The 13,303-nt window shown below is 48.5% G+C and carries 16 protein-coding genes; 2 read left to right on the plus strand and 14 right to left on the minus strand.

The features are described 5' to 3' along the window. Positions 1-61: 61 nt before the first annotated feature. The 8 genes from B3180_RS09555 to ccmA are packed head-to-tail and all read right to left on the minus strand — an operon-like array spanning position 62 to position 5,787. On the minus strand, positions 62-526 hold the full coding sequence (locus B3180_RS09555; RefSeq protein ID WP_286844236.1) for a cytochrome c-type biogenesis protein: 465 nt from the start codon (positions 524-526) through the stop codon (positions 62-64). Next, positions 523-1,071, minus strand: coding sequence for a DsbE family thiol:disulfide interchange protein (locus B3180_RS09560; protein WP_278355699.1), 549 nt, complete (start codon positions 1,069-1,071; stop codon positions 523-525). The genes B3180_RS09555 and B3180_RS09560 overlap by 4 nt, the downstream gene beginning before the upstream one ends. Continuing rightward, complete coding sequence (locus B3180_RS09565) at positions 1,064-3,019, minus strand: heme lyase CcmF/NrfE family subunit (protein WP_286844239.1); 1,956 nt, start codon at positions 3,017-3,019, stop codon at positions 1,064-1,066. The genes B3180_RS09560 and B3180_RS09565 overlap by 8 nt, the downstream gene beginning before the upstream one ends. Beyond that, entirely contained in the window at positions 3,016-3,498 is a 483-nt protein-coding gene (gene ccmE, locus B3180_RS09570) for a cytochrome c maturation protein CcmE (RefSeq protein ID WP_054486815.1), read from the minus strand. Before ccmE ends, B3180_RS09565 begins: the two co-directional genes overlap by 4 nt. Then, positions 3,482-3,712: a heme exporter protein CcmD gene (gene ccmD, locus B3180_RS09575; RefSeq protein ID WP_054486812.1), complete on the minus strand. Its 231-nt coding sequence runs from the start codon at positions 3,710-3,712 to the stop codon at positions 3,482-3,484. Before ccmD ends, ccmE begins: the two co-directional genes overlap by 17 nt. Next, entirely contained in the window at positions 3,712-4,449 is a 738-nt protein-coding gene (locus B3180_RS09580) for a heme ABC transporter permease (RefSeq protein ID WP_054486810.1), read from the minus strand. The genes ccmD and B3180_RS09580 overlap by 1 nt, the downstream gene beginning before the upstream one ends. A gap of 1 nt (position 4,450) precedes the next feature. Next, positions 4,451-5,134 carry a heme exporter protein CcmB gene (gene ccmB / locus B3180_RS09585; protein ID WP_054486809.1) on the minus strand — a complete coding sequence of 228 codons (684 nt, stop codon included), beginning with the start codon at positions 5,132-5,134 and terminating at the stop codon, positions 4,451-4,453. After that, on the minus strand, positions 5,131-5,787 hold the full coding sequence (gene ccmA / locus B3180_RS09590; protein ID WP_054486807.1) for a cytochrome c biogenesis heme-transporting ATPase CcmA: 657 nt from the start codon (positions 5,785-5,787) through the stop codon (positions 5,131-5,133). The genes ccmB and ccmA overlap by 4 nt, the downstream gene beginning before the upstream one ends. A 78-nt stretch (positions 5,788-5,865) precedes the next feature. Between ccmA and B3180_RS09595 the strand changes: the two genes are divergently transcribed. Both B3180_RS09595 and B3180_RS09600 read left to right on the plus strand, forming a co-directional pair. Further along, a complete protein-coding gene (locus B3180_RS09595) occupies positions 5,866-7,536 on the plus strand; it encodes a flagellar hook-length control protein FliK (protein ID WP_054486805.1) in 1,671 nt (556 codons plus the stop codon). After that, complete coding sequence (locus tag B3180_RS09600) at positions 7,533-7,814, plus strand: EscU/YscU/HrcU family type III secretion system export apparatus switch protein (protein ID WP_054486803.1); 282 nt, start codon at positions 7,533-7,535, stop codon at positions 7,812-7,814. The genes B3180_RS09595 and B3180_RS09600 overlap by 4 nt, the downstream gene beginning before the upstream one ends. A 7-nt stretch (positions 7,815-7,821) precedes the next feature. Here the strand turns inward: B3180_RS09600 and B3180_RS09605 are convergent, their stop codons facing one another. The 6 genes from B3180_RS09605 to B3180_RS09630 all read right to left on the minus strand — a co-directional run. Continuing rightward, complete coding sequence (locus B3180_RS09605) at positions 7,822-8,268, minus strand: DUF2802 domain-containing protein (protein ID WP_054486801.1); 447 nt, start codon at positions 8,266-8,268, stop codon at positions 7,822-7,824. A 3-nt stretch (positions 8,269-8,271) separates the two neighbouring features. Further along, positions 8,272-8,775 (minus strand): chemotaxis protein CheW, encoded by a 504-nt coding sequence (locus B3180_RS09610; protein ID WP_054486799.1) that lies wholly within the window; start codon positions 8,773-8,775, stop codon positions 8,272-8,274. Between the two features lie 21 nt (positions 8,776-8,796). Next, the gene (locus B3180_RS09615) at positions 8,797-9,636 is read right to left on the minus strand and encodes a chemotaxis protein CheW (protein ID WP_222236701.1); all 840 of its coding nucleotides are present in this window, start codon (positions 9,634-9,636) and stop codon (positions 8,797-8,799) included. A gap of 3 nt (positions 9,637-9,639) precedes the next feature. Then, entirely contained in the window at positions 9,640-10,416 is a 777-nt protein-coding gene (locus tag B3180_RS09620) for a ParA family protein (RefSeq protein ID WP_054486795.1), read from the minus strand. A 12-nt stretch (positions 10,417-10,428) separates the two neighbouring features. Next, complete coding sequence (locus B3180_RS09625) at positions 10,429-11,589, minus strand: protein-glutamate methylesterase/protein-glutamine glutaminase (RefSeq protein ID WP_286844246.1); 1,161 nt, start codon at positions 11,587-11,589, stop codon at positions 10,429-10,431. A 15-nt stretch (positions 11,590-11,604) separates the two neighbouring features. Further along, a partial coding sequence (locus tag B3180_RS09630) for a chemotaxis protein CheA (protein ID WP_286844248.1) occupies positions 11,605-13,303 on the minus strand: 1,699 nt, incomplete at its 5' end.

Consider the following 13,303-nt stretch of genomic DNA (forward strand, 5'->3'; position numbering starts at 1 on the left):
TGTTGCCAGTAAGACGAAAACTACGGCAACGAGCAACATCAACAACATTAATAACCATAAACTACTCATCGCCGCGCGACTTCCTCAGTTGCTCTAAACGCTCACGCTCTTCCTGTGTTAATTCCACTGCAGCTTTTTTCTTTCGGGTCAGTGCTATCGCTGTGCCCACACCAATAACCAGAATTAATAATGGTCCCCACCATAAAATGCTGGTCACTTTAGTAAACGGAGGTTGGTAGTGAACAAAGTCACCATAACGCGCGATCATAAAGTTGATAATCTCTTCTCGCGATTTACCTTCTTTCAGCATCTGGTATGTGCGATCACGCATATCTTCAGCTAAAGGGGCGTTGGAGTCGGCAATATTCTGATTCTGACACTTAGGACAGCGCAATTCTTTTATCAGCTGACGATAGGTCTCATGTTGTTGCTCGTTTTCGAACTGGCGAGTGTTCTCGTCTTCCGCTGAAACAAAAGAAACCATCAAAAAAGCAGTCATTAAAGCCAATAGAGATGTGCGTATCATTTCGCTTCCTCCACCAACTGCTGATAAATTCCCTGCAGTTTATTCGACCAATTACGTTCATTCACATCGCCCACGTGGCGATATCGGATAACACCTTTATGATCAATAAAGTAGGTTTCCGGCGCCCCATAGACACCAAAATCAAAGGCAATTTCGCCTTCAGGGTCGAACAGGTTAACGGTATAAGGGTCGCCCAGCGTGTTCAGCCAATTAATCGCTTTTTCCCTGGAGTCGTCTTTATAATTGAGACCAACAATAGGAATACCCTTAGCCGCCAACTCATTTAGAAACTCATGTTCCGCCCGACAAGTAGGACACCAGGTTGCCCATACATTCATCAGTAGCGGACCGTCATGAAGTACAGACTGGTCATAAGTAATATCAGTATCATAAAGGTCTTTCGCCTGAAACTGCGGCACGGGGTCATCGACCAGTGCGGAATCCAGCTCCGTCGGGTCACTACCTAAACCTTTCAGTAAGAAAAGCACAAGACCTGCAAACAAAACCAACGGCCCAAACAGAATCAACCAACGAAACTTAGTCATCGGCTGCCTCCTTTTTACTGCGCTTTCTATAGCGCTTGTCGGCCAACGCCATAGCGCCACCAATGGCCATAATAATGGCAAGGAGCCATATCCAGCGCACAAAAGGTTTTATATAAAAGCGAATTGCCCAGGTTTCGTCATCTAAGGGCTCACCCATGGCAATGTAAATATCACGTAATAGACTGGCATCGAGACCGACTTCGGTCATGCTGGTGCGCTGAACTCGGTAGAAGCGTTTTTCACTCGTTAACTGAGTAATTTGTTCTCCGTCCTGATACACCGTAAACAAGCCTTCATCTGCGTCGTAGTTAGGCCCTTCTCGATGTTCCAGCCTCTCGAATACCACCTGGTAGTCCATAACGTTCGCTGATTGTCCCGGGGCGATCGCAATATCGCGCTCTTGCTCGTAGTGCGATACCAGACTAATACCGATAAGTGTTACAGCAAAACCTAAATGTCCAAGCACCATTCCCCAGTGACTACCGGAGATCTTAGTAAGCCCCGATAAGCCTTGCTTGCGTTGCTTCACGGTTTGCTGAACTTCCGTTAGAGTCGCAAGCGCTACCCAGAAGGCAAGAAACAAAGCAATAACAACCATCGCAGGAAGCTCACCAGCCCAAATTTTGGGTAACGCATACGCCAGAACAATAGCTATAGATAACGCCAACGCCAGCGGTTTTAAAAGCGGCTTCATAGCCTGACGGCGCCAGCGCATTAAAGGCCCCAGGCCGAGCATTAACGCAAATGGAATAACCAGCCAGCTATAGAGTTCATTAAAGAAAGGCTCGCCAATTGAAATGGTACCCAGCCCTATTTCTTTATGAACCAGCGGTAACATGGTTCCTAAAAACACCACCACCATGGCTGCCATTAACAGTACGTTATTACCCAAAAGCATGACTTCGCGAGAGAGCAATTCGTAACGACTGTAACTTTGCATTTTGCCGGCACGCAGTCCATATAAAATCAAAGAGCCGCCAACAACCAGCCCCAGCAGAACCAGAATAAACAGACCACGAGTGGGGTCAGAAGCAAAGGCGTGTACTGAAACGAGAACGCCTGAGCGCACCAGGAATGTCCCCAGTAAACTTAAGCTAAAGGCAGAAATTGCCAATAAAACGGTCCAGGATTTAAAACTACCCCGCTTCTCAGTTACTGCTAACGAGTGCAACAATGCGGTTCCTACCAGCCATGGCATAAAGCTCGCATTTTCGACCGGGTCCCAGAACCACCAGCCACCCCAGCCAAGCTCGTAATAAGCCCACCAGCTACCAATAGCAATACCCAGCGTCAGAAAAATCCACGCGGCGAGTGTCCAGGGACGAGACCAGCGCGGCCAGGCGGCATCAAGTTTACCCGACAATAGTGCGGCTATAGCAAACGCAAAAGCAACTGAAAATCCGACATAACCCATGTACAACAACGGCGGATGAATGATCATCCCCGGATCCTGCAATAACGGGTTTAAGTCTCTTCCATCAACGGGAATTAATGGCAAACTGCGATCAAAGGGGTTAGACACCGTGATCATGAACAGGTAAAAGCCAATGCTAATCAAACCCAGAATAGCTAACACACGAGCTATCATTGGTAGCGGCATAGAGCGGGAAAATATCGCAACGGCAGCTATCCAGCCGGCCTGCATTAGCATCCATAACAGGAACGACCCTTCATGAGAGCCCCATACAGCCGTTACCCGATACACGACCGGTAGTTGGCTATTTGAGTTAGCAGCAACATAAGCAATACTAAAGTCGTTAGTAACAAAGCCTGCGACAAGTAAAGCAAAGGCAATAGCGGTAAAGAAGAACTGGCCATAGGCAAAAGGACGGGCTAGTGACATCATACCGCCGTTACCTTTTGCCGCGCCCCATAACGGGTAAACCGCCAGTAATACTGAAAAAGCCAGAGCAATGGCTATGGCAAGATGTCCTGCTTCAGCAATCATTGCTCGCCGCCCTCTTCAACTTTATTGGGGTTAACGTGCTTTATGCCTTTCATCTGCTCGGCAAGCTCCGGTGGCATATATTCTTCGTCATGCTTAGCTAACACTTCGCTGGCTTTTAACACCGTTGGCTCTATCAGTTCGCCTTGCGCGACAATGCCCTGACCTTCGCGGAATAAGTCCGGCAAAATGCCCTGATACAGCACCGTAACTTCGGGCCCAATGTCAGTAATTTCAAAGGAGACTTCCAGAGTTTCGCGGTTACGCTCGACGGAACCTTCAACCACCATACCGCCTACCCGGATGCGCTGACCAACCTGCGGCTTCTGTTTGTCTTTGCCCTTGCCTTCTACCAACTCAGTTGGTGTATAAAACAGGTCAATACTTTGACTTAGGGCATACAACATAAGCCCGGTTGCAACAGATACCCCAATGACTAAAACAGCCACCCAGGTTAAGCGCTTTTTACGTCTTGGATTCATTACCGTCTCCTACTTCTGCACGGCTTGCTTTGCGTCTTGCTAAACGCTCTTGACGCTGCTGTAACTGCTTGCTTTTCTTAGCCAGCTGTCGTTTTGCTAATAAAGTTTCAAGCGCAACACCAGCCAGCACGACAAAACTGAGAAAGAATGACAACCAGACATAAAGTCCATAACCACCCATTGCGACAAAGTCGGTGAAGCTGTCAAAAGCCATTAGTCCTGCTCCAGTCGTTGTTGTGCCCATGGACGATGTAATTCATGTCTGAGTATCTCATTTTTTAACCGCATCATCACTAGTGAAACCGTTAAAAAAGCAAAGCCTGCAAGGCATATCAGTAAAGGTATAAGCATACTGGTCGCTATTGAAGGCCGCTCGAATTTCGTAATGGTGGCGCCTTGATGCAAGGTGTTCCACCATTCCACAGAAAAATGAATAATCGGTAAGTTAATAACCCCTACCAGAGACAGTATTGCCGCAGCTTTTGCCCCTGTTCTGGCGTCATCAAAGGCGAAATACAGAGCCATGACACCAACATAAAGAAACAGCAGAATGAGTTCAGAGGTCAGTCGCGCATCCCATACCCACCAGGTTCCCCACATCGGTTTACCCCAGATAGCCCCGGTAAGCAAAGCAACCACTGTCAACGCAGCACCGACCGGAGCTATGGCCGGAATAGACCACTCCGCGGTCTTAATCTGCCAGATAAGAGCAATAGCCCCCATTATCGCCATACCCATGTACGCACCCATAGAGAAAATAGCGGAAGGCACGTGCAGAAAAATGATTCGATAGCTGTCGCCCTGTTGGTAGTCACCCGGAGCAAACGCCAGCCCCCAGATAACACCTGTAACCAGGGTCACTAATGTCAGAGCTACGAACCAAGGCAGCAGTTTCTGCAATAAATGGTAAGTTGCTTCCGGTTTTGCATAGGGGTGTAACCATCGCCACATATTAATTTACACTCATTCTAATGCCCGCTGCGACAGCCAGCGGAGCCAATGTTACGGTTAAAACAGAAATTGCCGCCAGTATCGCTAACTGGCCATGAACTGCAAGCCCCATCGACGCATTTTCCACCGCAGCTGTGGCAAATATCAATAAAGGAATAAAGAGCGGAATGAGGATTAAACTCACCAGCGAGCTACCGCGCTGAACTTGTAAGGTCAGCGCCGCACCAATAGCGCCTAAAGCACTTAACGCCGGTGTGCCCAACAATAAAGTTAATGCCAGTGCCCACCAGCCTTGCAACGGTAAACTCAGCAGCAATGCCAGCACGGGTGACAAAATAACTAAGGGTAAGCCGCTTAACAACCAGTGTACGGCCATTTTTGCCGTCACAGTAAAAGCCAAAGGCTGGGGCAACAAGCATAGTTGCTCCAATGTACCGTCCTGGAAATCATCGCGGAACAGCCGTTCAAGACCCAGTAAGCTGGCTAATAATGCCGCGACCCAAATAATACCCGGTGCAATGCGGGCTAAAATATCCGGTCCTGGACCAATGCCCAGGGGGAACAAAGTCACAACCATCAACAGAAAAAGTAACGGGTTCAGTGCGTCACTGCGCCGCCGTGCCGCTATGCGAAGATCGCGCTTTAGCAAGGTCACCCAAATTTGCCGGCTCGATAACTGGCTCATAGTATTTCCCCCTGATATTCCAGTGACAGTTTTTCAGGGGTCAGATCAGAAAGGGTCAGCGACTGGTGCGAAGTAAAAATGATAGTACCGCCGTTTTGTATATGCTCGACAAAGCGCTGCTGCAACAAAGCAATTCCCTGCACGTCGAGTGCAGTGAAAGGTTCGTCCAGGATCCAAAGTGAAGCCTGCGTAGCCCACAGCCGGGTTAAAGCGACCCGCCTTTGCTGCCCTGCCGATAAACGGGCTGTCAGTTCATCCTCTAAACCGAGTAAACCGAGCTTTTCAAGTAGCTCCCAGGCGTCGATATCTTCGGTCGAAGACAATTGTTGCTGCCAGTGAAAGTTTTCACGGGCACTTAATTCGCCTTTGACGGCGGCCTTATGACCAATGAACAAAAGTTGTTCGCAATACTCTGACCAGTTATGACTTAATGGCTTGCCGTAAAACGACACAAGACCATTTGACGGCGCTAATAAGCCTGTCAGAATGCGTAACAGTGAGGACTTGCCAGCTCCGTTAGGTCCGCTGACTTGCCACAACTGACCAGCACTTACCGAAAAGTTGAGATTTTCAAACAATACTCGCCCACCACGGATTGAGCTTAACTGCTCTGCGTGCAATAGTGGACTATTGGTGGAAGCAACCTGTGTCATGCGGATTTTACAACCGAAACCTTACTGGTAAGCTGACGCAAATGCCCACGATTCTACCATAAAATTTAGGTAAAGCGCATGGCTGATATTAAGCAACTGCTACAACAAATGATGGCATCACCGGAACGGACTTTAGCTCGTGCCGAACAACAGCAATTATCCAGTCTCATGCGTATTTTTAATAGTGGGGCAGATACACCGAAAACCAATAATATGCCATCTGCGCCTTCGGCTAACATTCAACAGGGCCAGACGGTATCAGCTACCACCAACAATTCACCTTTAGTTCAGGCCAGCACTGCAAAATTACTCGCTAAACTACTGGTTCAAATTAGTTTACCCGTAACTTATGAACCGGCAAAAGGCGAACAGCAACCAGCGCGTATTCAGGGCAACAACTGGCAGTGGCCGAATCCACCTAAGAATTTACAACCCCAGTTGACCGCCCCTGCAAAATTGCAGCTAGCCATTACCCAGCCGGATCCCAAGTTACCGGTTGTGCAGTTAAGCCTGAATACCACCGGTAATTCGAAGCCTGTTGCCGTTGCAGAAATACCGTTAACACAGTTACCGGCCAAGTTGGTTAAAGCCTTTGTTGAACAGGGAAAAGTTGCAACCGTGCAGCTACCGGTTAAACCTCAACCTATTTCGCAGTCAGCCGTTCAAACAGCTCCTGCAGCTAAAGTCGATAGCCAGCCGGGCAGCCAAAGCAACTTAAACTTGCAGGCAGCGCAAAAATTAACGGTGCCTGTTGCCAGTGGGCTGGCAATCAAACAAGCTCAACAGCTGACCCCAAAACAATTTCAGCAAGCCCTGCAGAGCTTTATACCTGAAAATATCAGGCCTAAGCTCTTTACTCAGCCACAACAGGTTGAAGGGGTACAACAAACACCCCCGCGGCTGTCTGCTGATGCAATGCGAGAAGCCACTCAGTCGCCACCGAAAGCCCTGCAGCAGCTTTTGTTGAAGGTGTTGCAGCAAATGCCTGCTCCAGAGTCTATGCAACGCCCACAAGCGCTACAGAGTTGGGTCAGTGACTGGTTTGCCGCACGCCCGGTCAGTGCCCAACCCAGTCAGCAAATGGGCAGTCTGGGGCAAATGCTGATGACTCTGCTGGGGCTGGCTATGCAACAAAAGCCTGAAACAACAACGGTCAATAACTCAGCCCCAAGAGCTTTGCCTAACCAGTTTACCCAAGCGCTGATACAGCAGGTACTTAACCCGGCTCCGGAAAATGCCGGAGAGGTTCGTGAGCGCATAAATGCGCTGTTACAACAGCTGCCACAACAGCAATTACAGCGACTACTGCAACTCTTTACCGGCATTCTGAATTCAGCGCAAAGTAGTCAGGCACGCCTGCAGGAGTCGGCTCCGCAGCAACCGGAATATTACATTTTGCTACCGGCCGACACACAAAAACCACAGCAACACGAGCTTCTTATTCGCAGAGAAAAGGACAGTAGCAACAAAGAAGACAACGGCCGTACTTTATGGCTATTTACTCTGCGCTTCGAATTAGATAGCACAGGTCCTCTGTTGGTCAAAGGTCGCTACCACCCGCAAGGCTCTTCGGTTGATTTCTATACTGAAACTAAAACAGCACAAAAAGTGGTGGAAAGCCATGTCGAAAAGCTCGAGAAAAGACTGGAAGAATTAGAAGTAAACAGCGTTAAACTTAGGGTTCAGCAAGGCAAAATTCCAGACAACCTGGCGCAGCAGCACAGTGGTATTATTCGGGTGACAGTATGAGTGAGAAAAAAGAAAAGCAGGCAATAGGACTGTCGTACGACGGCTTTAATGCGCCCAAGGTAATCGCTCGCGGTTTCGACGAGCTAGCGGAAGAAATCATCGCCGTAGCTAAAGAGCATGGAGTTTTAGTGCACGAAGATCCACTCTTGTCAGATTCACTGGCAAAGCTCAATGTAGGCGATGAAATTCCCAGAGAGCTTTACATTATTATTGCCGAAATTATTGCTTTCGCTTATTTGTTGGATGGCAAGTTCCCAAGGCAATGGGAGGAAGGTTAGAATGAAACTACGCGCCTTTTTTATGCAAGGAAATGAGCAACTCGGCTTCGGCTTGAGGTAAGTCACACTCCTGCATCAGTTCCTCTGCACTGGCACCACTGGCAACCAGTTTAGCCGCGCGATGATAAAGCTTACTGCCCGGGTCCTGCTCCGCCACTTCCTGTAATTTCTGCTGCAACTGTTGTTGCTCATCGTTTAGCTGTGCAACCTGCTGTTGCAGTTGTGCAACCACCTGCTGCTGAGCGAAATCAGCTTTAGATGATGCTTCTGGCTGCTGTTTAAACTGCTCACGCAGCGATAATACTTCACTGGCCGTTTCTGTCAGCATTAATAAGCGCTGCTGCTGACGCTCAATTAACTCAGCCTGCCGCCGCGAAGTAATAACCACAGCGACTAACGCAATAAGCGCCAGCCCAAGAGCCAGCGCTGAAATAACAAATAACCAGTTCGTCATGAATTAACCCAGACGGGAAATTTCATCCCATTCTTCATCGGTTAGCATTTTGTCCAAATCGACTAAAATCAGTAACTCACCATCGCGGTTACTGACACCCTGAATAAAGCGGGCACTTTCATCGGTGCCAACATTGGGTGCGCTGTCAATTTCTGACGTTTTCAGGTAGACAACCTCAGCCACGCTATCGACCAGTATACCAATCACCTGCTGTTCAGACTCAATAATGACGATACGGGAGTTGTCGGTGACTTCGGTTGTTTGCAGACCAAAACGCAGACGCGTATCAATAACGGTAACGACATTTCCGCGCAAGTTGATAATGCCTAATACATAGTTAGGTGCGCCAGGTACCGGAGCAATTTCGCTGTAGCGCAGCACTTCCTGAACCTGCATTACATTGATACCGTAAGTTTCCTGCTCCAGCTGGAATGTTACCCACTGCAGAACTTCGTCATTACTATCAACGTCAGTTTCATTCTTGATAGCGCGATTGTCTTTACTCATGTCTTACTCCGCCATGCGTTATTAATCTTGCTGGATATGTCCCAGACCTTTATCCAGAAGTGTAATCAATGCGTTAACATCGAGCAATGCACACATTCTGTCACGGACAACCCCGGCAAGCCAGGGTCGCTTGTTATTCGTCTCTTTACGCCACTGAATTGAATGCGGCTGCAAAGGTTCGCTGGTAACCAGCTCTTCACACAACAAGCCCCACGGGCTGTCGTTTAGTGTAATCAAATACTGATAGTCTAAACTCTCTTCCAGCTCAGGCGTGCATTTCTCTGGCATAACCCAGCGAGCCGTATCGACCACCTGAAGCTTGTTGTCTCGTTCGGTCATAATACCGCGGAACCATTTCGGTTTACCCATCAACGGGCTAATTTTGCCCAATTGATGAATACCGCCAAGACTTTTCAATGGTACTGCCAGTGTCAGTCCGGCTACTTTAAAAAACAGAGCCTGAAAATCGTGTTCCATGTACTCAGACATCGCGTCGGGGAGCGGCTCTGCCTGTATATCCAGTTCTTCAGTAACTTCCGCTTCAGTTTCTGTTTCGTTATCTATTTCAGCAGCCGATGAATCATCGGTTACTGTTTCGGTCGAGGTATCCACTTCCGTGGAAACTTCAACTTCCGGCTCTGTATAGATATCGTCAGCTTTTACAGAAACTAAAGGTAATAAATCCTGTTCGCGATTCAGACTAACGGTTTCTTTCTCAGATACCGCCTGAATTTTCGGCGCGGCCTGTGCAAGCAGTCGCTTTACCGGCTCGTTATCGAACTCAACCGTTTCTTCCTCGAGCAATAAAGCGTCGAGGTATTCGGCCATTGCCGCTTCACTGTTATCGCGTTTCATGTTCATAAATCAACGTACATCCAACTGCTGTAAATTGGTCAACAAGGATTGATAAGCCAAAACTCCCCGCGCCTTAGGCGCATAAACTGAAGGAGGTTGTTGCTCGTTAGATGCATCCCGAAATTTAGTATCTATTGGAATCATGCCATTCCAGACCGAACGTCCATAACGGGCAATAAGTTTTTTATAAGTTTGCAGCGATGCATTGGTTCGTTTGTCGTAAAGTGTCGGGATAATGGTATAAGCGTAGTTTTCGCCACGCGACTTATGGATGAGTGTCAGGGTTCGCATCATACGGTCAAGGCCTTTCAAGGCCAAAAACTCAGTCTGCACCGGAATTAACACTCGGCGGCAACAGGCAAGCGCATTCACCATAAGAACCCCCAATACCGGCGGTACATCAATCAGGACATAATCGAAGTCATCGGCTATCATCGCCAGGCCGCGCTTAAGTACTAACCCCATGCCATCCTGAGTCCCCAGCTTTCTATCCAGCGTTGCTAATGCCATAGTCGCCGGCATTACACTCAGGTTGTTAAACTCGGTTGGCAAAATACTGCGACGCATTAGCTCAGCTGTTATGTTCTTACCGGCGCTAAATACATCAAAAGCACTAGATTCAAGCTCTTCCGAGTCAATGCCAAAATAGTAAGTTAATGACGCGTGAGGATCGGTATCAATACAAAGGACCCGCTTACCCTGCTCAGCCAAAAGTCCAGCCAAAGCAACAGCTGTCGTGGTCTTGCCGACCCCGCCTTTTTGATTAGCTACCGTCCATACGATCATTCACTCATCCCGCTATAAGCCGCTGTAACCGACTTCTTTCATAATCATCCTGGCCATGTCATCCAGGCTAATACTGCGAGTTGAAATTCCCGCTTGCGCAACAGCCTGCGGCATACCATAGACGACACAGCTGGCCTGATCCTGAGCCCATATCGTGGCCCCTTGATCTTTCAGCATACGAGAACCATCACGACCATCGGCTCCCATACCGGTTAAAATGACACCAAGCACTTTACCCATATAGGTCTTTGATAAGCTTGCAAAGGTTAAATCCACGCTCGGCTTATAAGTAATGCGTCCACTGGTATCGTCTTTTACCCTTAAACGTGCACTACCCGGCCTGCCTTCGACCATAAGTTGTTTTCCGCCCGGCGCTAAATACGCTGTCCCGGCTCTGAGCACGTCGCCGTCTTCTGCTTCCTTCACATTAACCTGACACAAACCATTCAGACGCTGTGCAAAAGCTTTTGTGAACGCTGCCGGCATATGCTGAACCATTACAATTGGATAAGGGAAATTAGCCGGTAGCTGAGTCAGTATTTTCTGCAGAGCGACAGGACCTCCCCTTGAAGTTCCTATTGCCAAAATCTGATACGCCCGGTTCGTTGTTAGTGACCCTGCAGACTTTGCGGTGCGGGCATCACTTTCACGCTGGCTCTGTAATTCCTGGTTGCGCTGACGAATACGCTCAAGCGCGGTCTTTGGCTCATCCGGGCGTTCTGCTGGTTTCTTTACCGTCGGTGCCGGTGAGGGTCTGGCAGGCGTGCGGCTAACAGGTTGCCGTGCAATTGCCAGTACGCGATCCTGCAGCGTTTTCACTGCTTCATCGCGATTACGTGCAATGTCTTCAAATTTCTTTGGCAGGAAGTCAGCGGCGCCCGCTTCTAACGCATTTAACGTAGCTGTAGCGCCCTCATGAGTCAGCGAGCTAAACATCAAAATAGGACAAGGGTTGCTGCTCATTATGGCTTTCACAGCATCAATACCGTTCATTACCGGCATCTCAATGTCCATGGTAATGACATCCGGCCTGAGAACGCGACTTTGTGAAACCGCTTCTTCTCCGTTATTGGCACTACCAATCACTTTAATGTTGGCATTGTCTTCTAAAATCTCAGTCACCCGGCGGCGGAAAAACGCCGAGTCATCTACCACGAGAACTTTTACAGTCATGAACGGTGTGTCCCGTTATCGTTTTGCGTAATACTTAAGCATACTTGGTACATCAACAATCAAAGCAATACCGCCATCACTGGTGATAGTTGCTCCAGCCATACCCGGTGTACCCTGCAATAGCTTATCTAATGGTTTTATGACCACTTCTTCCTGACCAATCAATGCGTTGACGACGAAACCAACCTGTTGGTTGCCAATTTGCACAACCACGACATGGCCTTTCTCATTACGGCTTGAACGATCCGGATTACGAACCAACCAATGCTCTAAGAAAAACAGCGGAATAGCACGGTCACGTACAATCAGTGTTAATTGACCATCAACGGTATTGGTACGCTTCATATCCAGATCGATAATTTCGCTTACCACAGCCAGTGGCAGAGCAAATGTCTGCTCTTTTACCGCAACCATTAAGGTAGGCAGTATCGCCAGAGTCAGTGGAACTTTAATTAAAAGCTCCGTGCCCTTACCCAGCTCAGACTGAATTTTGACACTACCGTTAAGCTGACTAATTTTGGTTTTAACCACATCCATCCCGACACCGCGGCCGGATATGTCTGAAACTTCTTCTTTGGTCGAAAAGCCAGCGGCAAAAATCAGATTATAAGCATCTTCGTCACTCAGACGCGCAGCGGCGTCGGTATCGAGAATACCTTTGCTGATAGCAATGCCCTTAAGCTTTTCCGCATCCATACCTGCACCGTCGTCTTTAATCGACAGCATAATATGGTCGCCTTCCTGAGACGCCGACAGCGTTACCGTCCCCGCACGCGGTTTACCATTAGCTTCGCGCACGTCCGGCATTTCAATACCGTGGTCAACAGAGTTACGAACCAAATGCACCAAAGGATCGGCCAGTGCTTCTACCAGGTTTTTATCCAGGTCGGTATCTTCACCGTACATCTCAAGGTTAATTTCTTTCTTAAGGCTGCGCGCTAAGTCCCTGACAACCCGAGGGAAACGCCCAAAAACTTTCTTAATAGGCTGCATACGGGTTTTCATAACCGCGCCTTGCAAGTCGCCAGTTACAACATCCAGATTAGAAATGGCTTTACCCATCTCGTCACTGTCTGATTCATCTGAGTTACTCAGGCTTAATAGACGATTCCGGACTAAAACCAGCTCACCGACCATATTCATAATTTCATCTAAACGTTTGGTATCAACCCGGACTGTGGTTTCAGCCTGAGCTGGTGCCGGCGCCGCTGGCTTTTTATCCACGGCTTTTGCTGCCGCAGGTTTATCTTCCGCTTTGGCCGCAGCTGCTTTCGGCTCTGGTTTAGCTGCAGGCTTAGGTTGAGGTTTAGCTTGCGGTTTTGGCTCAGGTTTCTTCTCAGCGGCTTTTTCTGCTGGCTTATCTCCTTTAGGCGTCGGCGCTTTACCACTGCCATGGAGTTCATCTAACAGCGACTCAAACTCGTCATCTGTTATTTCGTCATCTTTTGCTGGCTCTTTTTGCTTCTCCTGTGTTTTTTCAGCACTCTGAGGAGCCTTACCACTGCCGTGCAATTCATCCAGCAACGATTCAAACTCATCGTCTGTTATTTCATCGTTGTCATCGCCCGGTGCCGACTCAGCAGCGGAAGCTTTAGCTTCTTCTTTCTTGCCCGGTCCTTTACCTTCACCATGCAGTTCATCCAGTAAAGCTTCAAATTCGTCGTCCTGAATTTCATCAATACTTTCGCCGCTACTCGCGTCAGCTACCTCGGGT

Origin of the sequence: Idiomarina sp. UBA4206 (assembly GCF_002383015.1) — a bacterium.
Taxonomy (GTDB): Bacteria; Pseudomonadota; Gammaproteobacteria; order Enterobacterales; family Alteromonadaceae; genus Idiomarina; species Idiomarina abyssalis.